This window comes from Maribrevibacterium harenarium, assembly GCF_006385675.1.
Lineage (GTDB): Bacteria > Pseudomonadota > Gammaproteobacteria > Pseudomonadales > Marinomonadaceae > Marinomonas > Marinomonas harenarium.
In genome coordinates this window covers 19,093-45,882 of record NZ_VFRR01000026.1, presented here as the reverse complement: position 1 = coordinate 45,882, position 26,790 = coordinate 19,093, and the positions used below count along the sequence as shown (strand labels likewise).

Sequence of the window (26,790 nt, the reverse complement as noted above, 5' to 3'; positions counted from 1 at the left end):
AATCACGTCTGACTTTATCTATATTCTTCAACCCGAAGATTAAAGAACGTAAAGCGAATTGACATGGTCACTCGTATAAGACTTCAAGTTTTTGAGAAGTCTCCAGCGAGCGCCCACACAAATTATCTGATTATCTATTTTAAAGAGCGGTCACACTTTAAACATCAGCTGTTTTAGCTAGTGTTTTGCAGTCCTTAGCGGCCTGCCGTGTCAGTGGGTGCGTATATTACAGTCGCGAATTTTTAACGCAAGCACTTTTTTCAATTATTTTAAAAAAGTGCTTTTACCAACAGGCTATAGCTTGTTACGAAAGTGATCGATGGCCATTCGGTAGCAGCGCAATGCTAACTCGGGATCATAGCGATCCCCCTCATCCCGCATAAAGGCGTGCTGGCCGTTTACTTCATGCCATTCGAAATCTACGTTTTTATCTATGAGTTGTTGATAGATCTTCTGGCGACCTGCAGTCGGCACATGTGGGTCTTGCTTACCCCATATCATTAGCAAACTCGACTTAATATCTCCAGTTCGCGTAAAAGAGTCATTTCCATGATTGCAAGGCAAGGTATCGGAATGTATGTCCGTAGCGTATAAGCATACCGCGGCTTTGATGCGGTTATTTAGCGCTGCACGGTAGGCTAAGTGCCCACCTATACAAACCCCCATCGCGCCAAAAGAGCCATTGCAGTATGTTTGCGTTGAAAGGTAGCTAATCATTGCTGCCGTATCACTATCATGCTGTTCTAGCGGTTTTGCAAACTTGTCGGCATTTCCTTTGTCTTTGCCCGCCTCATCATAGGCTAAGACAGTACCGATGGGATTGAGCTCGTGAAACACCTCAGGTACGACAACACAAAACCCATGCCCAGCTAAGATACGCGCAGTTCGCTGAATCGGGGCCGTGATTTGAAAGATTTCCGAATAGAATATAACGCATGGAAATTGGCCGTCTTCTTTGGGTCGAAATATCTCACAACGCATTAGCCCAGTCGGGGTTGAAATCTGTACCGCGTGTTCCTGTAAAATCATTTTTGTGTTTGCCTTTGTTGATCTCATGACTAGGCAACTACCTAGCACGACAAGAATTAGTTGAGCAGCCCGATATCAATGGCATAGCGTGTTAAACCCGCTGTGGTATGTATACCTAACTTGCTTTTGATGTTTTGGCGATGAGTTTCTACTGTTCTTATGCTGATATGCAATTTGTTAGCAACTTCTTTATTACTCATTCCAGCCGCTAACTGACGTAATACATCTTTTTCTCTTGGAGTCAGCTCACACTGCTCCACTTCATCACCTTCACTAACATTCTGCATGAAGAGAGCTTGGGATGCACGAGCACTGAAGTAGGTGCCACCTTGATACACCGTATCAATTGCAGTCACCAGTTCACGAGCAGAAACATCTTTAAGCACATAACCACTCGCGCCGCTTTGCACTAATGACAGAATGTACTCCCGATCATCGTGCATGCTCAACATTAGCACCTTGATATAAGGCAGCTGTTCTTTAAAGTGTTTCGCCGCCTCTAGCCCAGACATGATGGGCATAGATACATCCATAAGTACGACATCAGGGTTGAGCACTCGAGCTTGTTCGATAGCATCTTTGCCGTTGTTCGCACACCCCACTATTTCTAAATGAGGCTCCAGCTCAAGTCTCGCCATGAGTCCGTCCAGTACAAGGGCGTGATCATCGACCAGCAGCAATTTAATGGTGTTCGAACCTACTGTCACGTCGATCATCTTAGTTCTCCTGGCACTATTCCTACCGGTAGAGAGGCTTTCACTTTGGTTCCTTTACTTTCCGTTGAAGAGAGCGACCATTGACCTTCCACCAACTCTAGTCGCTCGCGCATATTGAGCAAACCAATGCCTTCTTGCTTATCTTTGGGATCAAATCCTTTGCCATTGTCTTGACACTCGAAATACAAGGTATCTTCTTTTTGGTAAAGCTGGATATCAACTTTAGTTGCATCTGCGTGCTTTTCAATATTACTCAAACACTCTTGAGTCAGGCGGTACAAGGTGATTTCTATTTCTTCCGGCAACTGATTCAAATTTGGGGTGAAGTGGTGCGTCACTTGAATTTTTGTACGCTCAGCAAATTGCTCCAGCAAGCTCGATAGTGCCACCTCTAACCCAAGATCATCCAACAGCATAGGGCGCAAACTATGGGAAATCTGTCTCACTTCCTGAATGGTTTGGTTGATGACTTCCTCCGCTTTAATAAGATCGCTGCGTATCGACGCCGGATCAGCCTGTCTCTCAAGCTTATTTGACACGACCTCAATACGAAACTTGGACGACACCAGTAGTTGATTTATGCCGTCATGCAGTTCTCTGGAGAAACGTCGACGCTCGCTAATTTGCAGCCGGATAAAGCGCTGAATCAGCGTTTTTAAGCGAGCGTCTGCGAGACGATGTTCATGCAGATTAATAAGCAAACCCAATAAAATCACTAGAGCTACGGTCAACACCATGATCCCAACCACTGTAAACAAGCTACGGGAGATGTTTTCGTTCATTTTGGTCTGGGTATTACGCAGATCGTCATAGATATCATCAAGATATAAGCCTGTTCCCATCATCCACTGCCAGCGGGAGATCAGCTCAACATAACTCAATTTATGTTCCTGCTGCATCTGGGGCGGCTTTTCCCAAATATAACGATGAAATCCGCCACCAGAGTTAGCAGCAATTAGCAGGTTTTTGATCAAGAAATTGCCTTCTCGATCTTGAAAATCAAGCAAGTTTTCACCAACAAATTCGGGCTGAGTTGGGTGAACTAAATTAATACCCTCTTGGGTATAAGCAAAGAAGTAGCCATCATCGTTATATCGGAGCTTGGTTAATATCTGCTTAACTTGGCGCTTAGCTTCCTCCTCCGGCAGGATGTAGTTATCCAATACGGGACGGATAGCAGACATGGCAATCGCAACTTGATCTTTAAGCGCTTGTTTGCGCGTTTCAATCATTCGCTGTTCATATAGCGCTAATTGCTGCTGGGTAAGGGCCTTAGCCTGAGACACGCCAAGGTAGGTGATAATTGCCGTGGCGGATACCAGCGGCACCACCGTTAGCAATAGGATTTTGCTTTTCAGTTTCATGCTCGGACCTTTGTTATTGTTATGGTCGGCGGGTTAGATAACACTAATTGTGTTCGAGCATACCATAGAAAATGGGGAGGAGGAGTCTTGCCTCCTACCCAAACAACATCTAACCCATACCGTAAAAGTCTGGGAACAATAAGATGCTAATCAGTACCGCAATTTGCAATAAGATAAACGGCACCACCCCCCGGTAAATATCCATGGTGCGGATTGATGACGGCGCAACACCTTTTAGGTAGAACAAGCTAAAACCAAAGGGCGGCGTCAGGAATGAAGTTTGTAAGTTCATCGCAATCAAGATCGCAAACCAAACCATGTTAATGCCGAGCATGTCTGCGACCGGCGCCAATATCGGCACAATGATGAACGCAATCTCGACAAAGTCGATAAAGAAGCCCAACACCAAAATGGCGACCATCGAAAGAATGATAAAGCCCCATTTCTCTCCCGGTAAGTTAAGCAATACTTCCTCGACAATAGCATCACCACCAGTATAACTAAACGCCATTGAGAAGGCGGTCGCACCCATCAAAATGGCAAATACCATCGCCGTGACTTTTACCGTCTCGGTAGCACTATCGATCAGCATTTTGAAACTAAACTGGCGATACAACAAAGACAGAATAACCGCACCAACACCACCTAGTGCTGAAGATTCCGTTGGCGTCGCAATGCCAGTAAAAATAGAACCAAGTACGATAAGCACCAGTGCCAACGGTGGCACAATCGCTTTTAAGGCATCGAGTACTTGCTCTTTGCGCGACCCCATACTTTCATCATGGGGAATGGCAGGTGCAGCCTCAGGATTCAGCCAAGTTACAATCAGTATGTAGACGATGTAGGCGCCAATCAGCACAAAACCAGGCAGCAATGCCGCATGAAATAAGTCACCGACAGGAATCCCAAGCACATCACCCAAAATGATTAAGATGATAGAAGGCGGGATGATTTGCCCCAACGTACCGGAGGCACAAATAGTTCCGCAAGCAAGTGACTTGCTGTATTTGTACTTCATCATCACCGGTAATGAAATCAACCCCATCGCGACTACACTCGCTCCTACCACACCGGTAGAAGCAGCCAGTAAAGTGCCTACTAAAATAGTCGAAATGGCCAAGCCACCGCGCACACTACCAAATAGCTTGCCCATGGCTTCTAGCAACTGCTCTGCTAGCTGGGTTTTCTGTAACACAATGCCCATAAAGATAAATAAAGGCACCGCCATCATTACCGTATTTTCCATATAACTTTGAATACGGAACGGCATGAAGGCGAACATATCCATACCTTCGGCAAACACGCCGAAGATCAAGGCAACACCGCCGAAGGTAAAGGCCACTGGAAAGCCAAACAGCAACAGCACCAGCGCCACAAAAAACATAATAATTCCGATCATGGTTATACCCTCGCTGAATTAATGCTGTGGAGATTGGGTATCAAATCCGGCGTCACTAACACCGCGCAAAGCATTGATACAACGTAGAATCATGGCTAAACCGCTGACAGCCATAGAAAAAAAGGCGACAGGAATGACAGATTTAATAATCCAGCGTGCCGGCAAGCCGCCAGGATCGCCACTTGTTTCTCCAAGCGCATAAGCCTCATGGGCGAACCCGATACCATACCAACCGACCAAAAGTACAAAAGGCATCAGGAATACCAATGTTCCAATCAAATCGATCCAAGCTTTTTGGCGTAGTGTCACCCGCTCGTAGAACAGATCCACCCTTACATGGCTACCAACTTGAATACCGAATGGGATACCAAGCAGAAAGATCGCTGAATACAAGTGCCATTCCAACTCCTGCATCGCAATCGACACATCGTTAAAGGCATAGCGCATTAACACGTCATAAAAAACGTTTACTAAGAGCAGGAGCAGTAAAATCGCACTGACTCGTCCAAGGAAAAGGGAATACCGCCCCAGTGTCTTTTCAAGATTGACCAGAAACATAGAGAAACCCGAGCATAAGAAGTTAACGACAGAATCAAGGAACCAATATCTGGTTCCTTGATTCGGATACAGCTAGGTGAGACTAGTCTTCGAGGTTGTCTAAGCTGTCGAGGTAAGCGCGATCAGAGATATTGGTCCAAACACGAGCTTTCGCTAGATACTCCGCCTGAGAATCCAAAATTTCTTTCGCTAATGGATCTTCAGACGCCTTCTCCGCTAGTAGCTCTTGGTTGGCTTTATACATGGCTTTCATCACGCTTTCTGGGAAGGTTTTTACCTGAATATCTGGGAACTCTTGCTTCATCGTCGCCCAGTTTTCCGCACTTTCATGGTAAGACTGAATGTACATATCGTAAGAGGACACACGCATTGCGGTACGCAAGATTTCGCGTAGGTCATCTGGTAGTTTTTTCCAAGTACGCGCATTAACTAGGAACTGCAGCTCAGTCGCTGGCTCATGCCAACCGGTGTAGTAGTACGGTGCAATTTTGTGGAAGCCCATGCGTAAATCTAGGGAAGGGCCAACCCACTCTAGGGCATCGATAGTGCGACGCTCAAGGGCGGTAAATAGCTCACCAGAAGCAATATTGGTGGGTTTAGCACCTAGTTTCGCCAGTACTTCACCGGCAAAACCTGGAATACGCATTTTCAGACCTTGAAGATCTTCAACGGAATTGATTTCTTTTTGGAACCAACCACCCATCTGGTTACCGGTGTTACCACCAGGGAACGAAAGCAAACCAAATGGCTCGTATACTTTATTCATCAGTGACTGACCGCCACCATAGTAGAACCAACCATATTGCTCAGGCGTGGTCATACCAAACGGCATGGTGGTGAAGTAAAGCGTATTAGGCACCTTACCCTTCCAATAATAGGATGCAGAGTGCCCCATGTCGTACTGACCGGAACGTACTAGGTCAAATACACCCAACGGTGCTTTATGCTTGTTCGCCGAGTCGATGGTAATTTTTAGACGGCCGCCAGACATTTCGTCGGCAATGCGTGCCATATTACGTGGTGCATCTCCGAAGATAGGGAAGTTGGCGTTCCAAGTCTCCGCCATGGTCAGACGGTAAACTTTGCCGTCCGCAGCCATTGTGTACGACGCGGATAGTGCGCTAACGGTTAGTGTTGCTACTGCAGCAATTTTTGCGAGGTTTTGCAATTTCATTGTTAAGGTCCTGCCTGTGATTATTGTTATGGCATGTGCCTAAGCACCTATTTCAGTGTGAACGAAAAGTGCACAACCGCTCTATTCGTAGGAATACCGAATCGCATCCGTATAACTACCCAACACAATCTACGTACTACTACGTAGAGCCACCTTCAACAGCAGTTATCAGCAGCCGATAAACAAACTCAACTCTAAGTTTCCAATGAAGAAACAAAAACCTAAACATCTGAAAAACTTAGTCTTTTAGATTAAATAGAAGGCTATGTGGGCATTTCTCGACTTTCGTCTTGCTTGTTGAAACCCTTAAAAGTGACGAAGATAAAAGAAAAATAACCACGCCGCTGAGGCCGAAATAATGAATGTGTCTTTCTTCGCTACTTGTATTTGCGATGCCCTGTCTACCGAGGTCGCCAAACAAACCGTGTTACTACTCGAACAATTGGGGTGTCGAGTACACTTTCCGGTGAGACAAACCTGCTGCGGACAACCAGCGATTAATAGTGGCTACGCAAGCCAAAGCCTTGCCGCGATAAAAGTGCAGATCGCAGCCTTAGAAGAAAACGACTTCCCACTCATTTGCCCGGCGGGGTCCTGTACCGCCATGATTCATGGCTACCCCAAGCTATTACAGGACGAGCCCGCATGGCAGCAACGCGCGCAAGACCTCAGCGACCGCACCTTTGAGCTCACCCAATTTTTGGTACATCACCTAGACACCAGTCAGCTCAACGCCAAGCTTGAGGGGATCGGTGTGTATCACCCCTCTTGCAGCCTAAGCCGCAAACTCGGCATTAAAGAGGAGCCGATCATCCTATTGAAGCAAGTGGGCGGTCTGACGCTTGCCCCCTTCCCCAACCAAGAAACCTGTTGTGGTTTTGGTGGTACTTTCTCCGTCAAAATGGCGGAAATTTCCGGCGCTATGGTGACGGAAAAAGCCGAGCACATTCAAAGTGTTACGCCAGACTTCTTAATCGGAGCGGATGCCAGCTGCCTAATGAATATTGGTGGTCGCTTACGCCGGGAAGGCAGCACTATCCGCGTGATGCATATCGCTGAAGTTCTAATGAGTAGGTAATCCGATGAGCATGAAAACCAGCCAACAACCATTTAAAGAACGCATCAAAGTGAAGATGCAAGATGACGTGATGCGTGCCTCGGTGGCGAATGCTCAGGAACGCATGTTTGGCAATCGGGCGCGGGCCGCCGATGCTTTGGGAAATTGGGATGATTGGCGCGATATGGGGGCCAGTATTCGAGACCACGTGCTCGAAAACTTGGATTACTACCTAGTTCAACTCAGCGATAAAGTTATTGAGAATGGCGGCCATGTTTGCTTCGCTAAAACAGCCGATGAAGCAACGGCTTATATTGAGCAGGTGGCGAAACAAAAGAACGCTCGCTCGGTGGTCAAATCCAAATCCATGGTCACGGAAGAAATCGGGCTTAACCAAGTGCTGGAGCGCAATGGCATTAAAGTCGTAGAGACTGATTTGGGGGAATACATCCTACAAATTGACGACCACGATGCTCCCTCTCATATCGTTGCACCAGCCATCCACAAAAATCGCCGCCAAGTGCAGCAAATCTTCGCCGACAAGCTCGGCTACCAAGGGTCTGATGAACCAGAGGAATTGACTCGCTTTGTGCGCGAGCACATTCGCCAATATTTTGTACAAGCAGACATCGGCATTACCGGGTGTAATTTTGCCATCGCTGAATCTGGCTCCATCGCCTTGATCACTAACGAAGGCAATGCTCGACTCAGTACCGCCCTGCCGAAAACCCATATCGCAGTGATGGGAATGGAACGCTTGGTTCCCACTTTTAAAGAACTGGATGTGATGGTTTCCTTACTCTGCCGTAGCGCTGTTGGGCTGCCGCTCACCGGCTATGTCACGGTGTTAACTGGCCCGAAGGAAGCTGACCAATTAGACGGCCCAGAAGAGTTCCATTTAGTCATTGTCGATAACGGACGCTCAGACATTTTGGCGTCTGAATTTAAATCCATCTTACGCTGTATACGTTGTGCCGCCTGTGCCAATACCTGCCCGGCGTACCGACATATTGGCGGTCAGTCTTATGGTTCAATCTATTCTGGCCCAATAGGTGCCGTATTATCGCCATTGCTCGGCGGCTATGAAGATTTCCAAGATTTGCCCTATGCCTGTAGTTTGTGTACCGCCTGCAATGACGTCTGCCCAGTCAAGATCCCTCTTGCTGATTTGTTGCTCAAACACCGGGAAGTGATGGCAAACGCGAAACTCACTCCACTCAAAGAGCGCTTAACCGTCGGGGCATTTCAGTTAATTAACAAACACCCCTACATCTGGCAGCAATCTATCCGTCTCGGAGCGAAAGCGGCTAACAAGATGATCAATAATGGTGATATGCGGTTTAAACCCCAAGCGGTAGAGGAGTGGCATGAAACACGGGATTTACCCCATACCAGTCACGAAAGTTTCCGCGACTGGTTTGCTAAACGCCAAAATAATGGAGGTTCCCATGACTGATTCATCCCGCTTACAAGGTCGTGACGCTTTTCTCACCGCGCTAACTCAAAAGCTTGGCCGACCAACAGCCGCAGCACCAACGGCCTTTTATTTACCGCAACAGCGCCAACGGGAAGTATTTCAAGAGTATTCCCTGGAGCAGTTGAAGCAACACTTTGTCGATTACAGCCGGCAAAATCTAGGCGCCAAAGTCATCGAAACAACGTTTGACACCTTGCCTCAAGTCATTGAGCAAGATGCATTGGAACGTTTTGACGAAGACTCCATTAGCCTCCTAATCGGCACAGATGCCCGTTTCCCGAATAGCGGGGCGTTCGCAGCACTAGACAGTCGGATACAAGTTAAAGAATGGCAACCAGAGGAAATTCGGGAACAGCAAATCGCCTGTGCAGAGCAAGCTCAAATCGGTGTGGTATTTGCCGAGTGCGCTTTGGTGGAGTCAGGCACTATCATGCTGAAGTCTTCCAAGGCCCAGGGGCGCAGTATCAGTTTACTACCAACCCACTCCATCTTTGTCATTCAACAAAGTGACCTATTACCACGTATCACCCAAGCCTGTGAGCGCCTTCATGAACAAGCAACACAGGGGCACAGACTACCCTCTTGCGTGAATTTTATCTCCGGCCCCAGCTCTACTGCTGATATCGAGCTGATCAAAGTCGTCGGGGTACATGGGCCAATTTCCGCCACCTATGTCATACTCACGGATCAATAAACCGGTTTAGGTCAAAGTAACGTGATCACTCCACAACTAGATGATTTACTGCTGTTCACCGAACTGGTGGACTGTAGTTCGTTCAGCGAGGTAGCCGCTCGGCGCAGCATTACCAAGTCAGCGGTGAGTAAGCGGATTAGCAAATTAGAACAGAGTCTTGGCGTGCAATTGCTGTACCGTACCACACGTCATTTGACCGTTACCGAAGCAGGGCAACACCTCTATCAAAAAGCGAAAGAGCTTGCAGCCCTAGCCAAGAGCACCATGGAGTCAGTGGTAGAATATGCTGACAATATCAGTGGCCATATTCGCATGTCAGTGCCAACAATCTCTGGCGAGCTGCTATTGGCTGACGCCGTATCGGACTTTTGCGAATTACATCCTGATATTTCGGTAGAAATGGTGCTGGAAAACCAACTGGTTAATTTAGTCGAAGATCGCTATGACTTAGTGGTGCGTACGGCGCAATTAGCCGACTCCTCGTTAAAAGCCAGTCTAATTTTCCATAGCCGTTGGCTACTGTGTGCAAGCCCCGGCTATATCGCGCAAAAAGGACTACCTCAGTCCCCAACAGATCTCAGCCAACATAATTGCCTAGGATATAGCAACCAAACCACCGGACGCTTTGAGTGGCTATTTAAAGAGCAAAATGGTCGTGAGTACATCCAGCAGGTCAAGGGTAACTTTTCCTCAAACAACGCCGTCGCTCTAAAAATTGCCGCTATGAAAGGCCGCGGGATTGCCTACTTACCTATGTGTCTGATTTACGATGAAATTCAAGCAGGCAGTCTGGTCGAATTGCTACCCAAGGCATCCGCAAAAAATCTCGGTATTTATGCCCTATACCCGTTTACCGATCGTCCGTCTAAACGCATTCGCGCGCTCATTGATCATATAAAGATTTATTATGAGAAGAACCGCTATCGTTTCGAGTGATCCCGTATTAACCTTGCGAAGTCATGGAATAAACAACGAGAGCAGCATGAGCAACGATATTTTTGCCTACTATGACCAACACCCTGATGCCCAAACAGCACTAGCTAAATTACGCCAACGGGCGATTAACCAGCAGCGCCAAATCATCGGCCTAGCGGGACTACCGGGCTCGGGCAAATCAACCTTGGCGGCGTACCTAAAGCACAAGCTAAGTCGTGAGCTGGGGGAGCGTATACAAACCGTCAGCATGGATGGTTTTCACTTAAGTAAAGCACAGCTCAATGCTCAGCCAAACGCAACTGAGCTATTTGCCCGCCGTGGCGCGCCATGGACCTTTGACGGACAGGCTTTTAGCCAAGCATTGATTGAGTTTAAAACCAAACCAAATCAAGCACTCGGTTGGCCTGACTTCGACCACGCGAAAGGTGATCCCGAACCTGATGCCATTAGGATTACCCCAGCAACCAGTTTGCTATTGGTAGAGGGCTTGTATGTCTTCCACGACCAACATGGCTTTGACCTCGGAGCCCACCAATTAGATGAAAAGTGGTTTCTCGACGTGCCCTTTTCCGAAGCGATGAGTCGCCTGTGTCTCCGCCATCAGCAAGCTTGGAACATGAGTAAAACAGACGCCCGCGCGTGGATTGCCAAGAACGATCAACTCAACGCGGAAATTACCCAAGCCACTCGCCAGCATGCTGACTGGCTTATCACCCCTTAAACACAGACTGACAACCATGTTTCATATTGAATCCGATAGCACACAACCGAAAGCGGAATTTTACCAATCCCTAGCCGAGCAATTGCGCGCCCTACTCGCCGGTGAGCGGGACTTAATCTGCAATGCTGCACAATTCTCTGCTTTTATTATGCAAACACTGCCACAACTAAACTGGGCTGGCTTTTATTTCGCACGCGGGGAAGAGTTGATACTCGGCCCCTATGTCGGCAAAGTGGCCTGCACCCGTATTCCCTTTAGTCGCGGGGTATGTGGCAAAGCTGCGCGCACGGGGCTTACCCAACGGGTGGATGACGTTCATGCCGTGCCTGATCATATTGCCTGCGATGCAGCATCAAACGCGGAGTTGGTAGTGCCGGTGATCACTGCCAAACGAGTAGTCGCTGTCTTTGATATCGACAGCCCCAGCAAACACCGCTTTGATCAGGAAGATCAGCACGGAATCGAGCAGCTAGTAAGCATCTGGCAAGAAGCCACCGACTTTTCTTGGCAGATTTGAAACAAGATTCCAAATGACCAAATAAAAAGGCCAGAACTCAGTCTGGCCTTGATACATGGGTAAGGGTTTCGGTGCGACTCAGTCTGGCGCAGCACCAGACAAGAAAATCTGTACCTGTTGATTGTTCTCACCCCAGATGTGATTTTTCACATTTTGTAAGAATGCTTGGGCCTCTTTTAGGGTAACGATACCGCCCATCAACTCAACACCGATACCTTCTTGGGTAAAGAAGAAGCGCCAGACGTGCCCGTCTACTTTGACTTCCCCTTCGCCATTGTTATAAGAAACCTGTTCAAACTCGTAATCACTGGGCACGAAGCACGCCAACTCTTTGCCTGCTTCACCATAATTCATATCTGGTACATAACCTTGACGATCCACTAGTCCAAACTTCATACATCTTACTCCGGTTGTTTTTCTTAAGCGTAGCGCCAGAAATCAGATTTTGCCCAGCTATGAATCAAGATAACGGGGGATTAATCGGTATTTTTTGCAGATCGCTTAAATTTGGTGCATGACCGAACTCTAAACACGCTTGAAATACTTGGGGCTATACTAGTCATTCGCGCCATATTAAAGACATGTGTCGCAATAAGATAAGCCAGCTCAATAACGGCGTGAAAAAATGCAAAATACGATTGGCATAAGTCGCTACACTTGGCAACTTAAAAGAAGTACGTTCATTGAGCTAGGCTAAGCAAATGGCTTGTTCAAGCAACAGAATAATAAGCAACTCGACCGCCACCTTCTTAGACAGGGCGGCAGGAGGAAAATAATGACCACGCTGAAACCAGCGGCCTGGGATGCATCGGTAGCACAGTCAATTATTGATGAGCTAGCAGCCAAACCCGGTGCTTTACTGCCCATTCTTCACGCTCTGCAAGATCGCTTCGCTTACGTTCCTGACGCTGCAGTGCCTTTGATCGCGGCAACCTTGAAACTCAGCCGCGCCGAAGTTCATGGCGTGATCAGTTTTTATCATCATTTCCGCACCCATCAGCCAGGTAAGCATGTGGTAGAAGTCTGCCGTGCCGAAGCCTGTCAAGCGGTTGGTGCCCGCGCGCTAGAAGCCCATGCGAAAGCTTCCCTTGGTGTGGATTATCACGGCACTACCAGCGATCGTAATATTACCCTTGAACCAGTTTACTGCTTGGGTAACTGCTCTTGTGGCCCATCTGTGCGCATTGGTGATGAAATTCACGCTTATGTCGATGCAGAGCGCTTCGATGAGCTCGTTGAAGAATTACGCACCGACGTGTTGGAGGTTCAGTAATGTCCATTACCATCTATGTTCCATCTGATACCACGGCAAAAGCCCTAGGTGCAGACCGAGTTGCACAACTGATTGCCGAAACAGCGGCAAACCAGCAAATCGACCTTGTAGTTAAACGCAATGGCACCCGTGCTCTGTATTGGATTGAGCCTCTGATCGAAGTCGATAGCGAACATGGTCGTTACGGCTTTGGCCCAGTTAAGGCGAAAGATGTCGCTTCCTTGTTTGCCGCGAAATTCTGGGAAGGTCAAGTAGACCACCCACTGGCACTTGGTCTAGTTGATGAACTGGATTACTTGAAGAAACAACAACGCCTGACCTTCTCTCGCATTGGTAAAGCCAATCCAACCGATCTTGCGGATTACCAAGCTCTAGAAGGTTACCAAGGTCTACGTAAAGCGCTGGCATTAGAACCACAAGCTATCGTAGATGAAGTGAAAAACTCCGGCCTACGTGGTCGTGGTGGTGCGGCATTCCCTACGGGGATTAAATGGCAAACAGTTCTGAACGCGCCAGCGGAGCAAAAGTACATTGTTTGTAACGCTGACGAAGGCGATTCCGGTACTTTCGCTGACCGTTTGGTGATGGAATGTGATCCGTTCATGCTAATCGAAGGTATGACCATCGCTGGTTTAGCAGTCGGTGCTACCCAAGGCTACATTTACTGTCGCTCTGAATACCCACTGGCAGTAGAGAATCTTAACCTAGCGATCCAAGCAGCCTACGACAACAACTTACTTGGTGCCGATATTCTAGGCTCTGGTAAACACTTCGATCTTGAAGTACGTATGGGTGCGGGCGCCTACATCTGTGGTGAAGAAACCTCTTTGCTCGAAAGTTTAGAAGGCAAACGCGGCCTAGTGCGTGCGAAACCACCACTACCAGCGATTGTCGGCCTATTTGGTCAACCCACTATCGTTAACAACGTACTGTCGTTGGCCGCTGTTCCTTTCATTATGGACAAAGGCGCCCAAGCGTATGCAGACTGCGGTATGGGTCGCTCACGGGGCACCTTGCCATTCCAAGTTGCCGGCAACGTCAAATTTGGCGGCCTAGTGGAGCTTGCATTCGGCCCAAGTCTACGTGAGTTGATGTTTGATTTCGGCGGCGGCACCCGTTCTGGTCGTCCCCTACGCGCCGTTCAGGTAGGTGGCCCACTCGGTGCTTACTTGCCAGAATCCCAATGGGATTTACCACTAGACTATGAAGCCTTCGCCCAGGCTGGCGCAGTACTTGGTCACGGTGGCGTGGTGATGTTTGACGATACGGTCGATATGAGCGAACAGGCTCGTTTCTCCATGGAGTTCTGTGTAGCAGAATCCTGTGGTAAATGCACTCCATGCCGCATCGGCTCTACCCGTGGCGTGGAAGTGATCGATAAAATTCGTGCTGGTCAAAATGTGAACGCCAATCTGGAATTACTGTCTGACCTATGTGAAACCATGCTGGACGGCTCCCTATGTGCTATGGGCGGTATGACCCCATTCCCTGTGCAAAGCGCCGTTAAACACTTTCCGGAAGATTTCCAAGCCCCAGTTAAGCAAGGGGAGGAGGCATAATCATGTTGCAGCATTTTGACCCCAATAAAGACTATGGCACCCCGGCTTCCCTGAGCGAGAAGCTGGTGACCCTGTCAATCGACGGCGTAACCGTCACCGTACCTGAAGGTACGTCGGTGATGCGTGCCGCGTCCCTGTATGACATCAATATCCCTAAACTGTGTGCAACGGATAATCTAGACGCCTTCGGTTCTTGCCGTATTTGTGCCGTTCAGATCGATGGTCGTCGCGGCACACCAGCCTCTTGTACAACGCCAGCAGAAGAAGGCATGACGGTTTGGACGCAAACGCCAAAATTGGCGAAGCTGCGCCGCAATATTATGGAGCTGTACATCTCTGACCACCCGCTGGACTGTCTAACTTGTCCTGCAAATGGCAACTGTGAGCTACAGGATATGGCTGGCGCCGTTGGCTTACGTGAAGTACGTTATGGCTTCGATGGCAACAACCATTTGGATGCAGAAAAAGACACGTCCAACCCTTACTTCACCTTCGATGCTAGCAAATGTATCGTCTGTTCCCGTTGTGTCCGTGCGTGTTCTGAAGTTCAGGGCACATTCGCTCTAACCATTGATGGACGCGGCTTCGACTCTAAAGTTGCTGCGGGTCAAAATGAGGACTTCCTAGATTCTGAATGTGTTTCCTGTGGTGCCTGTGTGCAAGCCTGTCCTACTGCGACCTTGATGGAAAACTCCGTCATCGATATGGGCCAACCAGAACATAGCGTTGTCACAACCTGTGCTTACTGTGGTGTAGGCTGTTCGTTCAAAGCGGAAATGAAAGGTGACCAGGTAGTTCGCATGGTGCCTTACAAAGGTGGTGAAGCCAACCACGGTCACTCTTGTGTGAAAGGCCGCTTTGCTTTTGGTTATGCGACCCACAAAGACCGCATCAAATCCCCGATGATTCGTGACTCCATCGATCAACCATGGAAAGAAGTGAGCTGGGAAGAAGCGATCGGCTTTGCCGCAAAACGCTTAAAAGACATTCAAGCAGAACACGGTCGCGAAAGTATCGGTGGTATTACCTCTTCCCGTTGTACTAACGAAGAGGCTTACCTAGTACAAAAACTGATTCGTACTGCGTTTGGCAACAATAACACCGACACTTGTGCCCGTGTTTGTCACAGCCCAACCGGTTACGGTCTAAAACAAACCCTTGGTGAATCTGCTGGTACTCAGACATTTGACTCTGTGATGCATGCGGATTGTATTTTGGTTATGGGTGCTAACCCAACGGATGCTCACCCAGTATTCGGCTCTTTACTACGTCGCCGTTTGCGTGAAGGCGCTAGCTTAATCGTTATCGATCCACGTCAAATTGACCTACTGAGCACCCCTCACCTAGGTCAAGCTGCCCATTTGCCACTGCGTCCAGGCACCAACGTTGCCATGATCAATGCGCTGGCCCACGTTGTCGTTACAGAAGGCTTAGAAGATAAAGACTTTATCGCTAGCCGTTGTGAAGGCGATGACTACATGAAGTGGCGTGAGTTTATTAGTGATGCTCGTCATGCCCCTGAAGCCATGGAAGAAATCACCGGCGTTGCCGCTGAAACAGTACGTAAAGCCGCTCGCCAATACGCTACGGCGAAAAACGCAGCAATTTACTACGGCTTGGGCGTCACTGAACACAGCCAAGGTTCTACCACGGTTATGGGTATTGCTAACTTAGCATTGGCGACTGGCAACATTGGCCGTGAAGGTGTGGGCGTAAACCCACTACGTGGTCAGAACAACGTTCAAGGTTCTTGTGATATGGGATCGTTCCCACACGAGCTGCCTGGCTACCAGCATGTTGCTGACTCTGTCGCCCGTGCCCGCTTTGAAGCCGCTTGGGGCGTAGAACTGGATTCTGAACCGGGCTTACGTATTCCGAACATGTTCGATGCAGCCATCTCTGGTCACTTCCGTGCTATGTATGTTCAAGGTGAGGACATTGCTCAGTCTGACCCGAATACTCAGCATGTTGAAGCAGCGTTGCGTGCACTAGATTGCTTGATCGTGCAGGATATCTTCTTGAACGAAACGGCTAAATTTGCCCATGTATTGTTGCCGGGTTCAACCTTCCTTGAGAAAAACGGTACTTTTACAAACGCAGAACGTCGTATCAACCGCGTGCGCAAGGTGATGCCACCGTTGGCAGGTAAAGAAGATTGGGAAGTTACCATGGAGCTTGCCAATGCCCTTGGCTACCCAATGAGCTACAAGCACCCATCTGAGATTATGGATGAGATTGCCAGCCTAACCCCAAGCTTTGCGGGTGTCAGCTACCAGAAACTGGAAGAACACGGCAGCTTACAATGGCCATGTAACGTGGAGTTCCCAGAGGGCTCGCCAATCATGCACGTGGAAAGCTTCCCTATCGGTAAAGCGAAGTTCGCATTGACCGAGTTCGTTCCAACTACCGAGCGGGCGAATCGTCGCTTCCCACTATTGTTGACCACTGGCCGTATTTTGAGCCAGTACAACGTGGGCGCGCAGACTCGCCGTACCGAAAACCAAGTTTGGCACGACGAAGATATCCTTGAACTGCATCCTCATGACGCAGAAGAACGGGGTATTGTTGATGGCGACTGGTTGGGGATTACCAGCCGCGCAGGTCAAACAGTGCTACGCGCAAAAGTCAGTGAGCGGATGCAACCAGGCGTGGTTTACACCACTTTCCACCACCCAGTATCGGGTGCCAACGTGATTACCACGGATAACTCCGACTGGGCAACTAACTGCCCTGAGTACAAGGTAACGGCGGTGCAAGTGGAAAAAGTATCTCAGCCGTCAGAATGGCAGCAACGCTTCCAAGACAACCACACGCGCCAAGTGTCTTATTTAGCCGCTGCCGGTGCTGAGAAGGCAAATAGCTGAAAATGACGACCGCTAGGGGAATGCAGTCCGTATCAGTCAGGGTTCGAACTCCCAATCAACCTAGTGCAGAGCAATCTGCCCAGGATTGGTTGGCCGAGGAAGTACCGGTAGCCTTGGTATATAACGGCATTTCCCATGCGGTGATGATGGCAACTCCTGCTAATTTAGAGGAGTTCGCCCTTGGTTTTAGTCTCACAGAACAAATTGTTTCGCGCCCAGAACAAATTTACGGGATCGATGTGGTACCTGCCTGCCAAGGGGTAGAAATACAGATCGAGTTAGCCAGTGAATGTTTTCAGGCACTGAAATTACGCCGCCGCAACCTAACTGGTCGCACCGGTTGTGGTCTCTGTGGTACGGAATCTTTAGAGCAAGCAGTAACTTTACCCAACCCACTTGTTGGGCAAGCGCTGCCAACGGCCGAGGCGATAGAGCATGCATTGCAGCAGATGCGCAATTATCAGCCCCTGCAGCAGCAGACCGGAGCCGTTCACGCGACAGCAATCTGTAACCAAGATGGACAGATTTTACTGGCCCGTGAGGATGTTGGTCGTCATAACGCTCTGGATAAGTTAATTGGCGCTTGGTGCACGGCACAACCCCAAGAGACACCTGGGTTTGTCCTAGTTTCCAGCCGCGCCAGTTATGAAATGGTAAACAAGTGTGCTCAAGCTGGATTTCCTAGTCTGGTCGCCATCTCGGCTCCGACCACACTAGCGATTCAGTATGCTACAGCAGCAAATATGAATTTAATTGGTTTTGCTCGCCCCGGTCGCCATGTGATTTACGCGATCAGTGAACAAAGTCCCGGTGAAGCGGATGCTTCTAACTAACGATTGGATAGTCTTATGCAAAGTGAACGTGAACACCTCGTCCAAATGATCAATCAAATTGCTCAGAACAACATCAGCGCCGGTGATGAACATGCGGTAGCAGATATGGTAGCCAACCATATCAATAAATTCTGGTCACGCCGCATGAAGGTGCTGTTGAGCGAACAAATTGCCTCTGGCAATGCGGACTTACACCCTGCGGCTCGACTTGCTGCGACGCAATTAAGCGCTGAATAACACTCTTTCCATTGCGTTAATCACACTTGCATAGTCGAAGCCGTGCAAGTGTGATCCTCTATATAGCCCCCACCATCTAACTGTGTTATCAATAGCCCTCTAACCGCAAAATGAGTCTGCATTATGGCTTTGAAGATGCCTCCTCTGTTCCTGCTAGTCGGCTATATAGCAATGGCTTGGTGTATCGCCATGTTTATGCCCCAGTGGCATATCAAAATCCCTGGTGCTTTATTTATTTGTCTCTGGTTAGTCCTGATGGGAGGACTCATCGTTTCAGCCGCTGTGGTCGGATTCGCCCGAGCCAAAACCACCATGGACCCCCGTAGCCCTAAAAACACCGTAACCGTCGTCACTACCGGGATTTATCGCTTCAGTCGCAACCCCATGTATTTGGGGTTTGCCATGATTTTGACAGGGGTGTGTATCTGGCTGGGCAACCTTGGTAGCTTCCTCACCTTGCCTCTATTTGTGCTGTATTTAAACCACTTCCAAATCCTGCCAGAGGAAGCCGATTTACAAAAGAAATTTGGCAAGGCCTATGTAGCCTATAAAAAGCAGGTGCGGCGCTGGCTTTGATAGCTAACATTGCGAGCTAGGGAAATAGAATCAATTTGACCGCCGCAATAGTAGACAGCAAACGTACTAGCCATTTGAAGTGGTTCGGCTGTACTCGCTTAAGAAAGTGATATCCAAATAAAGCACCGACCAATAGACCCGGTGTTGCATAGGCGGAGATCGTTAAACTAGCAGGAGTAATCAGTCCGATACCAATATACATGGGGAGCTTAGCGAGATTGATCAGGAAAAAGGCCCACGCACGGGTGCTAACATAGCTCTCTTTGCTGAGTTTTTGTTCTAACAGAAACAGGCTGAATATCGGCCCCGCAGCATTCGCCATCATACTAATCAAACCTCCAGCAAAGCCCATGGAATAAGCAGCCCAAGGCTTTTGCATAAAACTGGTGGGGTATGCATCCAGAAAAAAACCTAGGCCAATCATAGCCATGATGATCACGCCAAGCAGGGTAATAAAATCATTTGGATCTATGTCCGACAGTACCTGTGAGCCGACCAACACCCCCAGCATAGCTAACGGCAAGAAACGTCCCAGCACTTTCCATGAAATATTTTTGCGATAACTTATTACCGCCAATATATCGATCAGCAAATATAACGGCACGATTGCCCCCAATGCCTCTGGCCCTGGGAAAGCAATCATCACAATAGGCAGCACTAACAACCCCATGCCACCGACGGAAAACTTGGAAAAGCCAGTTAGCAGGCCAGCAACAAACATCACCAACAAGGTGTCGGTCATAGCGTCCTCAGCATTTTATGCAGGATAGATAAAGATTGAGTCATTTGATTTTGCGCTAATCGCAAAGGAATACGATTATAGCAGCAACCACGCCACCAAGGCGGCGATCATCCCGTAGACTAACATTGGGATAACGGTTCGCTTCATCATAGCGCCTTCTTGATTCTGAATACCAAGAATGGTGGAAACAGCGATGATGTTATTGATACACACCATATTCCCCATGGCAGCACCAACCGACTGGAGTGCCAACACCAAGGTTAATGGTAATCCAGTCTCGGCAGCGATTGAGGCTTGGATACCACCAAAGGTCAAATTCGATACCGTCGCAGACCCTGAAAAGAACGAGCCCAGCGCACCCAAGAAAGAGGCCATATACAACCAGCTACCACCGAGCCAATCAGACAACTGGGCAGCAATAATAAATACCGGAGCTTGGTCTCCCCCCTGCATCATGGCATTGACCATGACTAACGCACCAGCAAGAGAGACGATTGGCAAGCGAACACGCCGCCAAGTATCTAGGCCTGCTCGGCGCAATCCTTTAGCGTTTAACTCTAACACCGGCATCAGCAGCAACACCGTTACTACGAAAGGTATCAAAGCCGGCACGTAGAGCATTTTGTAGCTCCAGGAGATTTCCGTACCAAGCAGGTTTTGCCAAGCGATCACCCCTCCTTGGCTGAAGCTCACCTCCCCCCATTGCAACCAAGTGCCGGTATCATTCAAAAGTGGCTTTATCCCTAGCTGCTCGATGCGGGTAATCAGCAAAATCACAATCACCAACAGAAATGGCGACAATGCCCGCCAAACTTCTGTTTTAGCCACCAACCTAGATATCTCTTGCGCTTCACTGGTTTGCAGGCCAATTCCTCGCTTGGCGATCACAATTGACAGCAATAACCCCAGCGCCCCACCCAATAGCGCCGGAAACTCGTAGTTCACCTGTGCTAATAACCAGTAGGGCACCGTACAACTTAGGATACTCAAAAAGATAAATACCAAATTGCGGCGAATTTGCTCTCCAGCGAGTACAAAACGTAGGGCCAGAATTGGCACAACCAAGGCCGCCACCAGATGTATCAATGCAGTTTGCTGGCCGATCTCGAGTAACTGGTCGGCTGACAACTCCAATGCGGCAAAGCCAAACCAAGTAGGTGTACCCACTGCACCAAAGGAAACAGGTACACTATTCATCACTAAGGCAAGTAACGCCACTGGAATGGGCGCAAACCCTAGACCCACCAAGATAGGTGCTGCGATTGCCGCCGGTGTGCCGAAACCAGACGCTCCCTCCAACATAAAGGCAAACGCCCAGCCGATGATCATTACCTGAGCCACAGGGTTGGGACTGATACTCTTAAGCCACTGCCCTAATACGGCTTCCTTACCACTGATCACCAAAGCACGGTTCAAAAAGATCGCGCCGGCTACAATAGAAATTGGCGTCGCCACTGCCAATATGCCCGCTAGGGTATTTGCGGATAACAACCAGCCATCCGCTTGAAAATAGCCCCATTGAATAACCAAGGCGACTAACCCCGTAACCGGCAAGGCGATATGGGAAGCAACGGGATGGGACTTGGTCATCAACCAAATGAGTAAGACGATGGGAAGTGAGGCAACAACCATATCCATAACAAGCATCCTTGGGTAAAGCGGCTAAGAGCTACGCAGTGATTATGGGCTTCTATCTTGCCATTCTTGAGGATTCTTATGAATATGAAATACGCCAAACACCAACAGAATATTCTCATGGACTTGGTAAAATACCGCGTAGGGATACCTACGACACAGGGCACGTCGTATGTCTCGATAGACTATTTGATAGTGAAGAGGCCCATCAGAAATACGGGACATGACTTCATCGATACTTTCTAAAAAGTCTCCACCAAGGGAAGAACTGATCTGAGAATAGTAAGAGAATGCGTGATAGATATCCGCTTGTGCTTCCTTGCGAACGCTGATCCTATAGGCCATTTTCCAACAACTTGTCCTTTAATTGACGCCACTCAATCCCCTCATCACCATCTTGAGCAAACGCTGTTAATCTTGCATCTAAAGATGCCTTTTGCTCTTCAGAGATGGAACATGATGACATTTCTTGATGAACACAATCCCAGAGATGTTGCGCCAACTCGATCTTCTCAGAAGACGATAAGTGATCAATTTTCATGGCTTCATACCTTAAACAAATGACTCTGTGAGTATAGTCTAATGAAGTACTCCCATAAAGTTGGTCATCATTTTTGACACTTCACTGAAACTTGCTGTTTTCCCTTACGTTTACCTATAGCGAATATAAGCATAATAAACTGGCTCCCTACGGTGGTTGCACTAGAGTATCTGGTAACCACTTGATAGGGAGCTTTGTTATGCAAGACCTTACACCAGATTTATGTGATTTATACGCCGAGCGCATCCAGATCGCAGATTCCATTTTTCAAGATTTTGGGGGCCAGGAATGTTTCCATGGTCAAGTCGTTACCGTCAGCTGCTTTGAAGATAACAGCCGAGTGCGTGAGCTTGTCGGCGAGCCCGGAGCCGGTCGTGTGATTGTGGTGGATGGCCGTGGTAGCCGCCGCCGAGCTCTATTAGGGGATATGCTGGCGGAAAAAGCTGCGAACAATGGTTGGGCAGGACTGATCATCCATGGGGCGGTACGGGATGCAGTGGCTTTGTCGAAGCTTGCTCTAGGCGTTAAAGCTCTGTGTGCCTTCCCGCTACCTACCATCAAACGCGGTTTGGGTGAAGTGGGCAACACGGTGGATTTCGCCGGTGTCACCATTCGCCACGGGGATTATGTCTACTGTGATCGCAACGGTATTGTGGTGTCTCAAGAGGCGCTATCGCTACCCTCTTGACTCAGTAGCCAGTTAGTAAAGGTCTGTACGACCTCGTCCTCTGCCATAGATTGCGAATGCACCGCAAAGTAACCATTGGTGGAGGACACGCTAAAGTCCATCAGCGGGACCAGCATATTCTGCTCAATCATGTCATCTACCAAGGAACGCCAACCAAGTGCCACCCCTTGACCCGCGATCGCAGCTTGGACCAGCAAGGTGTAGTTATCAAACTCCATGACCGATTGGGACGGAGACCATAATGTCTGGTGCTTCTCAAACAGTCGCTCCCAATTCATCCATTTCTCATCCACATCCGAGTGCAGTTTTAACAGAGGGGCCCGGGATAGATCTTCCAGACTATCGAATGGCCCATACTCTTCAAGCAAACGGGGACTGCATATGGGGAAGACTCGCTCGCTAATTAAGGGATTCGCAACAAACCCCTTATGCACCCCATCACTAAATAAAATCGCCACATCAATATCTTGCATCACGATATCGACACTGTTGTGGGCCGTATGCAGACGCAGCTCGATCTGTGGGTGCAAGCGGCGAAACTCCGGCAACCGTGGCATCAACCAGTAAGCAGCAAAAGCAAAATCCGTGGCCACATTAAGCCGCGGTGAGGTGCGTTTTTTGCGCAAATAGCTAATCACTTTACGAATTTCAGTGAAACTGGACTGGGTCGTTTTTAGCAATATATGCCCCTCATCAGTTAATTCGACGCCTCGGTAGACACGTCGAAACAGGGGCGTCTGCAGAAACTCTTCGAGGGCTTTTACCTGCTGACTCACGGCTGGCTGAGTGGTGCCAAGCTCTCTAGCCGCCGCCGTAAAACTCAGATGACGACCGGAGGATTCAAACACCGCAAGCATCTGCAAAGGGGGCATGTCGTTTTCAGATAACATTAGCTCAGCTTATCCCATATATAAATTTTCACTCAGTTTACAGGGCTTTTCCATTCATGCAAGCATAGGCCACATGCATGATTTCGCTAGCGAGACACCATCACCAAAGTCATTAATGGATACATTGGAGTAATCTAAAATGTCTCAAAAACAGCCAAATATTCTTTTTATCATGGCCGACCAAATGGCAGCCAGTGCATTGCCTATCTATGGCGGCAAAGTGGTCAAAGCCCCTCACCTTGAGTCACTAGCAGAAAACGGCGTGGTATTTGAATCCGCCTACTGCAATAGTCCTTTGTGTGCCCCATCTCGCTATGTGCTTATGACCGGCCAGCTACCATCCAAAATTGGCGCCTGGGATAATGCGGCAGATTTTCCAGCGGATATCCCAACCTTCGCCCACTATATGCGCGCCAACGGCTATCACACTGTACTTTCTGGAAAAATGCACTTCTGCGGTCCAGATCAGCTCCATGGTTTCGAAGAGCGACTCACCACGGACATATATCCAGCAGATTACGGCTGGTTCCCGAACTGGGACGACCCAGATACGCGCCCTACTTGGTATCACAACATGTCATCAGTGACCGATGCCGGTACTTGCGTACGCAGCAATCAACTGGATTTCGATGATGAAGTGGTATTTCATGCTCAACGCTATCTGTATGACTTTGCCCGTGGCAATCAGGAACGTCCATTCTGCCTAACCGTTTCCATGACCCACCCCCACGACCCTTATGCCATTACCAAAGAATATTGGGACCGCTACGACCACGATGAAATTGATCTGCCAAAAGTAACGATTGCCAAGGAAGATCAAGATCCTCATTCCCGTCGTTTACAGGATGTATTCGCTTACCATGATCAACCGATCACCGAAGACCAAGTGCGCAATGCTCGCCACGCTTACTATGGCGCCATCAGTTATGTGGACGACCAAATTGGCAAATTGTTAAAAGCACTAGATGAATGCGGCTTACGTGACGACACCATTATTGTCTTCTCCGGTGATCACGGGGATATGCTGGGTGAGCGTAATCTTTGGTACAAAATGTCTTTCTTCGAAGACTCCACCCGGGTACCCATGATTGTCAGCGCTCCCAAACGTTTCCAACCGAAACGTGTGTCTGAATCCGTATCCACTATGGATTTGCTACCGACTTTTGTCGATTGGGCTACCGCTGGCAAGGGAACGGAATATGCCATGCCGATCCAAGGCCGCAGTTTGATCAGTCATATTGAAGGCAGTGCTAGCGGTCATGATGAAGTTATCGGGGAATATTTTGGCGAAGGCACCATTGCCCCACTCTTTATGATCCGCCGCGGGCGCTACAAGTACGTCCATTGCCATATTGATCCTGACCAATTGTTTGACCTAGAAAATGATCCACTCGAGCTGACTAACCTAGCGGATGATGCCGCTTACGCCGAGACAGTTAAAGCATTCCGCGATGAAGCCCTGCAACGCTGGGATGTCACCACCCTGACCAACGCAGTGCTGACAAGCCAACGCCGCCGACGCTTGATCGTAAAAGCATTCGGTCAAGGAAAAAATATCGCTTGGGACCATCAGCCGATTTTCCAAGCCAGCGAAATGTATATGCGCAACCATATTGACTTGGACGACTTGGAAGCGAAAGCACGCTACCCCAGAGTCTCTTAACTCAACCAGTCCCCGGTACGCTGGGGGCGCTGTCACTGGCGCGAGCCAGCGGCGTTTTGCTTACGACGATGACGATAACTATGACAGCAAGGAACTCACAAATGAGAACATATTTACTAAAAAACGCTCTACTCACCGCCTGTATTAGCGCGGCCACTGCAACCGCTATGGCAGCAGAGCCCGCCCAATGTCAGAGCGTAAACCTATCTGACCCTGGCTGGACGGATATTGGTGCCACAAATGGTTTAGCGACCACGGTATTGAATGCCCTTGGTTATCAAACCGACATTAAGCTGCTATCAGTACCTATTGGTTACGAGAGCTTAAAAAATGGTGAGATTGATGTTTTCCTAGGTAACTGGATGCCAGCTCAGAACGCCTTTATTGAGCAATATAAAAATGACATTGATGTGGTCAAAACTAACCTGACCGGAGTGAAGTTTACCTTAGCTGTGCCGACTTATGTGGCAGAAAAAGGAGTCAAAGACTTTGCCGATCTGCATAAATTTGCGGATGAGTTCGATGAGCGTATTTATGGTATCGGTGCAGGTTCTCCAGCCAATGCCAACTTGATGAAGATGATCGACAAGAACGACTTTAGCTTAAAAGGGTGGCGTGTTGTTGAGTCCAGCGAGCAGGCCATGCTAGCACAGGTTTCCCGTGCCGTGCGTCGGGATAAGTTCATCGTTTTCTTAGCTTGGGAGCCCCACCCAATGAACGTCAATTTTGACCTCACCTACCTATCGGGTGGTGATGACTATTTTGGCCCCAACTATGGTGGTGCCACGATTCATACGGTTACCCGCAAAGGCTATATGCAAGAATGCTCCAATGTGGCCAAGCTGATCGACAATATGACCTTCACTCTAGATATGGAAAATACGGTTATTGCCATGACGGACGATGGTATGTCGTTTGAAGCAGCGGCGAAGAAATGGTTGCAGGAGAATCCTGGTGTTCTAGATACTTGGCTAGATGGCGTATCTACGGCTTCTGGGCAACCCGGTTTAGCGGCAGTTAAAGCCTCCTTGAACCTATAATCCTTCCCACCTAGACCGGCTTGGCAGCACGCCCGTCGGTCTATTTTTTTATGTCACGCCTTTTCTTGGAATGGCTACGACGTTTGCCATTTTGCGCCACCCTTGTGCCTATTTTTCAAATGCCTGTTTACAATCAAACCCAGCAGGTTAGGATGCCAATTTTTGCGCGGAGATGACCATGAATCAAGCTACAGTCGCCCTACTTCAAGACTACTATGCCGCTTTCAACCAGCAGGACATGGAGACGTTTCTGTCCCTGCTAACCGACGATGTGATTCACGATATCAACCAAGGTGATCGGGAAGTGGGTAAAGAGGCGTTTGCAGCGTTCATGGAGCGCATGAATCGCAACTACAAAGAACAAATCGTTGACCTATCCATCACCACCAATGAGGCTGGCGACCGAGCTGCGGTAGAATTCACTGTGTTAGGTGAATACCTCGCCACCGATGACGGTTTACCGGAAGCCAATGGTCAGACTTACAATTTACCAGCTGGTGCATTCTTCGACATTAAAGAAGGTAAAGTGGCCCGGGTAACCAACTACTACAACTTGAATGACTGGATTGCTCAGGTTTCCGCGTAAGTCTTGGCGTTAAAGAAAGTT

Annotated in this window: 28 protein-coding genes; 16 read left to right on the top strand and 12 right to left on the bottom strand. The window is 48.7% G+C overall.

The genetic code is table 11. The features are described 5' to 3' along the window. Nucleotides 1-294: 294 nt before the first annotated feature. The 6 genes from FJM67_RS12445 to FJM67_RS12420 form a co-directional block, all read right to left on the bottom strand. The gene (locus tag FJM67_RS12445; protein ID WP_140589751.1) at nt 295-1,029 is read right to left on the bottom strand and encodes a dienelactone hydrolase family protein; all 735 of its coding nucleotides are present in this window, start codon (nt 1,027-1,029) and stop codon (nt 295-297) included. A 56-nt stretch (nt 1,030-1,085) separates the two neighbouring features. Next, nucleotides 1,086-1,745 (bottom strand): response regulator, encoded by a 660-nt coding sequence (locus FJM67_RS12440; protein ID WP_140589750.1) that lies wholly within the window; start codon nt 1,743-1,745, stop codon nt 1,086-1,088. Then, on the bottom strand, nt 1,742-3,109 hold the full coding sequence (locus FJM67_RS12435) for a cache domain-containing protein (protein ID WP_140589748.1): 1,368 nt from the start codon (nt 3,107-3,109) through the stop codon (nt 1,742-1,744). The genes FJM67_RS12440 and FJM67_RS12435 overlap by 4 nt, the downstream gene beginning before the upstream one ends. Before the next feature lie 109 nt (nt 3,110-3,218). Continuing rightward, nucleotides 3,219-4,508, bottom strand: coding sequence for a TRAP transporter large permease (locus FJM67_RS12430; RefSeq protein ID WP_140589746.1), 1,290 nt, complete (start codon nt 4,506-4,508; stop codon nt 3,219-3,221). Nucleotides 4,509-4,526: 18 nt separating this feature from the next. Beyond that, entirely contained in the window at nt 4,527-5,066 is a 540-nt protein-coding gene (locus tag FJM67_RS12425) for a TRAP transporter small permease subunit (RefSeq protein ID WP_140589744.1), read from the bottom strand. 82 nt (nt 5,067-5,148) lie between these two features. Continuing rightward, entirely contained in the window at nt 5,149-6,240 is a 1,092-nt protein-coding gene (locus tag FJM67_RS12420) for a TRAP transporter substrate-binding protein (protein ID WP_140589742.1), read from the bottom strand. 358 nt (nt 6,241-6,598) lie between these two features. Between FJM67_RS12420 and FJM67_RS12415 the strand changes: the two genes are divergently transcribed. The 6 genes from FJM67_RS12415 to FJM67_RS12390 are packed head-to-tail and all read left to right on the top strand — an operon-like array spanning nt 6,599 to nt 11,642. Next, nucleotides 6,599-7,318, top strand: coding sequence for a (Fe-S)-binding protein (locus FJM67_RS12415; RefSeq protein ID WP_140589740.1), 720 nt, complete (start codon nt 6,599-6,601; stop codon nt 7,316-7,318). Nucleotides 7,319-7,322: 4 nt separating this feature from the next. Next, nucleotides 7,323-8,753, top strand: coding sequence for a LutB/LldF family L-lactate oxidation iron-sulfur protein (locus FJM67_RS12410; protein WP_140589739.1), 1,431 nt, complete (start codon nt 7,323-7,325; stop codon nt 8,751-8,753). Further along, a complete protein-coding gene (locus tag FJM67_RS12405) occupies nt 8,746-9,468 on the top strand; it encodes a LutC/YkgG family protein (RefSeq protein WP_181161498.1) in 723 nt (240 codons plus the stop codon). The genes FJM67_RS12410 and FJM67_RS12405 overlap by 8 nt, the downstream gene beginning before the upstream one ends. Before the next feature lie 21 nt (nt 9,469-9,489). Further along, entirely contained in the window at nt 9,490-10,404 is a 915-nt protein-coding gene (locus FJM67_RS12400; RefSeq protein WP_219845978.1) for a LysR family transcriptional regulator, read from the top strand. Between the two features lie 46 nt (nt 10,405-10,450). Continuing rightward, nucleotides 10,451-11,125: a nucleoside/nucleotide kinase family protein gene (locus tag FJM67_RS12395; RefSeq protein WP_181161497.1), complete on the top strand. Its 675-nt coding sequence runs from the start codon at nt 10,451-10,453 to the stop codon at nt 11,123-11,125. A gap of 16 nt (nt 11,126-11,141) precedes the next feature. Continuing rightward, nucleotides 11,142-11,642 carry a GAF domain-containing protein gene (locus tag FJM67_RS12390; protein ID WP_140589733.1) on the top strand — a complete coding sequence of 167 codons (501 nt, stop codon included), beginning with the start codon at nt 11,142-11,144 and terminating at the stop codon, nt 11,640-11,642. A gap of 78 nt (nt 11,643-11,720) precedes the next feature. Here FJM67_RS12390 and FJM67_RS12385 read toward each other — a convergent pair whose 3' ends face one another. After that, a complete protein-coding gene (locus FJM67_RS12385; RefSeq protein WP_140589732.1) occupies nt 11,721-12,038 on the bottom strand; it encodes a hypothetical protein in 318 nt (105 codons plus the stop codon). A 379-nt stretch (nt 12,039-12,417) separates the two neighbouring features. Between FJM67_RS12385 and FJM67_RS12380 the strand changes: the two genes are divergently transcribed. The 6 genes from FJM67_RS12380 to FJM67_RS12355 all read left to right on the top strand — a co-directional run bounded on the left by FJM67_RS12380 (nt 12,418) and on the right by FJM67_RS12355 (nt 18,984). Further along, a complete protein-coding gene (locus tag FJM67_RS12380; RefSeq protein ID WP_140589730.1) occupies nt 12,418-12,915 on the top strand; it encodes a formate dehydrogenase subunit gamma in 498 nt (165 codons plus the stop codon). Next, nucleotides 12,915-14,474 (top strand): formate dehydrogenase beta subunit, encoded by a 1,560-nt coding sequence (locus FJM67_RS12375; protein WP_140589728.1) that lies wholly within the window; start codon nt 12,915-12,917, stop codon nt 14,472-14,474. The genes FJM67_RS12380 and FJM67_RS12375 overlap by 1 nt, the downstream gene beginning before the upstream one ends. A gap of 2 nt (nt 14,475-14,476) precedes the next feature. Beyond that, on the top strand, nt 14,477-17,338 hold the full coding sequence (fdhF, locus tag FJM67_RS12370) for a formate dehydrogenase subunit alpha (RefSeq protein WP_140589727.1): 2,862 nt from the start codon (nt 14,477-14,479) through the stop codon (nt 17,336-17,338). A gap of 20 nt (nt 17,339-17,358) precedes the next feature. Further along, nucleotides 17,359-18,171: a formate dehydrogenase accessory sulfurtransferase FdhD gene (gene fdhD / locus FJM67_RS12365; protein ID WP_140589725.1), complete on the top strand. Its 813-nt coding sequence runs from the start codon at nt 17,359-17,361 to the stop codon at nt 18,169-18,171. A 15-nt stretch (nt 18,172-18,186) separates the two neighbouring features. Then, complete coding sequence (locus tag FJM67_RS12360; RefSeq protein WP_140589723.1) at nt 18,187-18,408, top strand: formate dehydrogenase subunit delta; 222 nt, start codon at nt 18,187-18,189, stop codon at nt 18,406-18,408. 123 nt (nt 18,409-18,531) lie between these two features. Continuing rightward, nucleotides 18,532-18,984, top strand: coding sequence for a methyltransferase family protein (locus FJM67_RS12355; RefSeq protein ID WP_140589721.1), 453 nt, complete (start codon nt 18,532-18,534; stop codon nt 18,982-18,984). 16 nt (nt 18,985-19,000) lie between these two features. Here the strand turns inward: FJM67_RS12355 and FJM67_RS12350 are convergent, their stop codons facing one another. The 4 genes from FJM67_RS12350 to FJM67_RS12335 form a co-directional block, all read right to left on the bottom strand. After that, complete coding sequence (locus tag FJM67_RS12350; protein ID WP_140589719.1) at nt 19,001-19,726, bottom strand: sulfite exporter TauE/SafE family protein; 726 nt, start codon at nt 19,724-19,726, stop codon at nt 19,001-19,003. 75 nt (nt 19,727-19,801) lie between these two features. Then, nucleotides 19,802-21,364 carry an L-lactate permease gene (locus tag FJM67_RS12345; protein ID WP_140589717.1) on the bottom strand — a complete coding sequence of 521 codons (1,563 nt, stop codon included), beginning with the start codon at nt 21,362-21,364 and terminating at the stop codon, nt 19,802-19,804. A gap of 42 nt (nt 21,365-21,406) precedes the next feature. Continuing rightward, a complete protein-coding gene (locus tag FJM67_RS12340) occupies nt 21,407-21,706 on the bottom strand; it encodes a type II toxin-antitoxin system RelE/ParE family toxin (RefSeq protein ID WP_140589715.1) in 300 nt (99 codons plus the stop codon). Next, nucleotides 21,696-21,902 carry an addiction module protein gene (locus tag FJM67_RS12335; protein WP_140589713.1) on the bottom strand — a complete coding sequence of 69 codons (207 nt, stop codon included), beginning with the start codon at nt 21,900-21,902 and terminating at the stop codon, nt 21,696-21,698. The genes FJM67_RS12340 and FJM67_RS12335 overlap by 11 nt, the downstream gene beginning before the upstream one ends. Before the next feature lie 199 nt (nt 21,903-22,101). Between FJM67_RS12335 and FJM67_RS12330 the strand changes: the two genes are divergently transcribed. Further along, complete coding sequence (locus FJM67_RS12330; protein WP_140589710.1) at nt 22,102-22,590, top strand: putative 4-hydroxy-4-methyl-2-oxoglutarate aldolase; 489 nt, start codon at nt 22,102-22,104, stop codon at nt 22,588-22,590. On the opposite strand, the gene FJM67_RS12325 is transcribed toward FJM67_RS12330, so the two are convergent. Then, nucleotides 22,563-23,480 carry a choline sulfate utilization transcriptional regulator gene (locus FJM67_RS12325; RefSeq protein WP_140589708.1) on the bottom strand — a complete coding sequence of 306 codons (918 nt, stop codon included), beginning with the start codon at nt 23,478-23,480 and terminating at the stop codon, nt 22,563-22,565. The genes FJM67_RS12330 and FJM67_RS12325 overlap by 28 nt on opposite strands. Before the next feature lie 139 nt (nt 23,481-23,619). Here FJM67_RS12325 and betC point away from each other — a divergent pair, with 139 nt between their 5' ends. From betC to FJM67_RS12310, 3 genes are all read left to right on the top strand, one after another. Beyond that, the gene (betC, locus tag FJM67_RS12320; RefSeq protein ID WP_140589707.1) at nt 23,620-25,143 is read left to right on the top strand and encodes a choline-sulfatase; all 1,524 of its coding nucleotides are present in this window, start codon (nt 23,620-23,622) and stop codon (nt 25,141-25,143) included. Between the two features lie 101 nt (nt 25,144-25,244). Beyond that, entirely contained in the window at nt 25,245-26,183 is a 939-nt protein-coding gene (locus tag FJM67_RS12315) for a choline ABC transporter substrate-binding protein (RefSeq protein ID WP_140589705.1), read from the top strand. A 178-nt stretch (nt 26,184-26,361) separates the two neighbouring features. Next, nucleotides 26,362-26,769 (top strand): ketosteroid isomerase-related protein, encoded by a 408-nt coding sequence (locus FJM67_RS12310; RefSeq protein WP_140589703.1) that lies wholly within the window; start codon nt 26,362-26,364, stop codon nt 26,767-26,769. Nucleotides 26,770-26,790: the final 21 nt, after the last annotated feature.

What these genes read in the sequence shown, in the direction of transcription:
- FJM67_RS12430 (WP_140589746.1), bottom strand. Translation starts at nt 4,508, where the DNA reads ATGATCGGAATTATTATGTTTTTTGTGGCGCTGGTGCTGTTGCTGTTT.
- FJM67_RS12330 (WP_140589710.1), top strand. Translation starts at nt 22,102, where the DNA reads ATGCAAGACCTTACACCAGATTTATGTGATTTATACGCCGAGCGCATC.
- FJM67_RS12425 (WP_140589744.1), bottom strand. Translation starts at nt 5,066, where the DNA reads ATGTTTCTGGTCAATCTTGAAAAGACACTGGGGCGGTATTCCCTTTTC.
- FJM67_RS12325 (WP_140589708.1), bottom strand. Translation starts at nt 23,480, where the DNA reads ATGTTATCTGAAAACGACATGCCCCCTTTGCAGATGCTTGCGGTGTTT.
- FJM67_RS12415 (WP_140589740.1), top strand. Translation starts at nt 6,599, where the DNA reads ATGAATGTGTCTTTCTTCGCTACTTGTATTTGCGATGCCCTGTCTACC.
- FJM67_RS12335 (WP_140589713.1), bottom strand. Translation starts at nt 21,902, where the DNA reads ATGAAAATTGATCACTTATCGTCTTCTGAGAAGATCGAGTTGGCGCAA.
- FJM67_RS12410 (WP_140589739.1), top strand. Translation starts at nt 7,323, where the DNA reads ATGAGCATGAAAACCAGCCAACAACCATTTAAAGAACGCATCAAAGTG.
- FJM67_RS12350 (WP_140589719.1), bottom strand. Translation starts at nt 19,726, where the DNA reads ATGACCGACACCTTGTTGGTGATGTTTGTTGCTGGCCTGCTAACTGGC.
- FJM67_RS12440 (WP_140589750.1), bottom strand. Translation starts at nt 1,745, where the DNA reads ATGATCGACGTGACAGTAGGTTCGAACACCATTAAATTGCTGCTGGTC.
- FJM67_RS12420 (WP_140589742.1), bottom strand. Translation starts at nt 6,240, where the DNA reads ATGAAATTGCAAAACCTCGCAAAAATTGCTGCAGTAGCAACACTAACC.
- FJM67_RS12355 (WP_140589721.1), top strand. Translation starts at nt 18,532, where the DNA reads ATGGCTTTGAAGATGCCTCCTCTGTTCCTGCTAGTCGGCTATATAGCA.
- FJM67_RS12310 (WP_140589703.1), top strand. Translation starts at nt 26,362, where the DNA reads ATGAATCAAGCTACAGTCGCCCTACTTCAAGACTACTATGCCGCTTTC.
- FJM67_RS12380 (WP_140589730.1), top strand. Translation starts at nt 12,418, where the DNA reads ATGACCACGCTGAAACCAGCGGCCTGGGATGCATCGGTAGCACAGTCA.
- FJM67_RS12390 (WP_140589733.1), top strand. Translation starts at nt 11,142, where the DNA reads ATGTTTCATATTGAATCCGATAGCACACAACCGAAAGCGGAATTTTAC.
- FJM67_RS12360 (WP_140589723.1), top strand. Translation starts at nt 18,187, where the DNA reads ATGCAAAGTGAACGTGAACACCTCGTCCAAATGATCAATCAAATTGCT.
- fdhF (WP_140589727.1), top strand. Translation starts at nt 14,477, where the DNA reads ATGTTGCAGCATTTTGACCCCAATAAAGACTATGGCACCCCGGCTTCC.
- FJM67_RS12375 (WP_140589728.1), top strand. Translation starts at nt 12,915, where the DNA reads ATGTCCATTACCATCTATGTTCCATCTGATACCACGGCAAAAGCCCTA.
- FJM67_RS12395 (WP_181161497.1), top strand. Translation starts at nt 10,451, where the DNA reads ATGAGCAACGATATTTTTGCCTACTATGACCAACACCCTGATGCCCAA.
- FJM67_RS12445 (WP_140589751.1), bottom strand. Translation starts at nt 1,029, where the DNA reads ATGATTTTACAGGAACACGCGGTACAGATTTCAACCCCGACTGGGCTA.
- FJM67_RS12385 (WP_140589732.1), bottom strand. Translation starts at nt 12,038, where the DNA reads ATGAAGTTTGGACTAGTGGATCGTCAAGGTTATGTACCAGATATGAAT.
- FJM67_RS12340 (WP_140589715.1), bottom strand. Translation starts at nt 21,706, where the DNA reads ATGGCCTATAGGATCAGCGTTCGCAAGGAAGCACAAGCGGATATCTAT.
- FJM67_RS12345 (WP_140589717.1), bottom strand. Translation starts at nt 21,364, where the DNA reads ATGGATATGGTTGTTGCCTCACTTCCCATCGTCTTACTCATTTGGTTG.
- FJM67_RS12435 (WP_140589748.1), bottom strand. Translation starts at nt 3,109, where the DNA reads ATGAAACTGAAAAGCAAAATCCTATTGCTAACGGTGGTGCCGCTGGTA.
- FJM67_RS12315 (WP_140589705.1), top strand. Translation starts at nt 25,245, where the DNA reads ATGAGAACATATTTACTAAAAAACGCTCTACTCACCGCCTGTATTAGC.
- FJM67_RS12405 (WP_181161498.1), top strand. Translation starts at nt 8,746, where the DNA reads ATGACTGATTCATCCCGCTTACAAGGTCGTGACGCTTTTCTCACCGCG.
- fdhD (WP_140589725.1), top strand. Translation starts at nt 17,359, where the DNA reads ATGCAGTCCGTATCAGTCAGGGTTCGAACTCCCAATCAACCTAGTGCA.
- betC (WP_140589707.1), top strand. Translation starts at nt 23,620, where the DNA reads ATGTCTCAAAAACAGCCAAATATTCTTTTTATCATGGCCGACCAAATG.